At 30.2% G+C, this 723-nt stretch carries 1 protein-coding gene; it reads right to left on the bottom strand.

What is annotated here, in order from left to right; genetic code table 11:
• Positions 1–208: 208 nt before the first annotated feature.
• Positions 209–622 carry a hypothetical protein gene (locus EOC06_RS38180; RefSeq protein ID WP_164899043.1) on the bottom strand — a complete coding sequence of 138 codons (414 nt, stop codon included), beginning with the start codon at positions 620–622 and terminating at the stop codon, positions 209–211.
• Positions 623–723 lie beyond the last annotated feature (101 nt).

The raw sequence follows: 723 nt of genomic DNA, 5'->3' as shown, positions 1-723 counted from the left end.
CTATTTAGTTATCTGTAATTTTAAACCTATCAATCTATTCTAGCAATACTAATCTACTAGATTGTGTTTGATTTTTAAAAAAAGTTGTTCTTCTCGGTCCAATAATATTATCCGATTGAAGGAATTTCGATTAAATTCTTTATATTATTTGAGGGTTATGGGAATGGAAAATAAAAAAGGTTACCATGAAAGGTAACCTTTTTTATTATTATGGTTTTAATAAAGGTTCTGATTTAATAATAATTTGCTTAGTTTCGGCATCAACGACTATATTTTTAATATCCTTACCGTTTTCAGATACTGTCAAATACACATATACTTGTCTGTTGGGATCATAACCATTACCTGAAACTCTGTTTTCACCTATAAACTTATCTGCTTTTGATAATACTTTGTTTATATCTTTAAAAGAGACTTTCTCTCTAATGTTCATTTTAGCGTTTTTGTATTCATGGTACTGTTTTTGGTCTATTGAGTTATAAAAAGAATCGGCATCAGCAAATTTTTCACTAGCAAGAACTTCATCGCCAAAAATGGAGAAGATTGCGTCTCCTCCTATTTCCTTGTATCGGACTATCTTGTTCATCATCACTGTCTTCAGAATTATTTTCTTCATTTTCATTGCTTTGTTCTTCACTTTATTCTTGAATCTGCCCAATTAATGAAATAACGGATCCAATTGCCTGAATCCAACTCCCAACAACATCTAATGACCATATATTA

The organism is Mesorhizobium sp. M7A.F.Ca.MR.362.00.0.0, from assembly GCF_004023175.1.
GTDB lineage: Bacteria > Pseudomonadota > Alphaproteobacteria > Rhizobiales > Rhizobiaceae > Mesorhizobium.
Note: the sequence above shows the minus strand (reverse complement) of the source record. Positions and strands in the feature narration are given on the sequence as shown.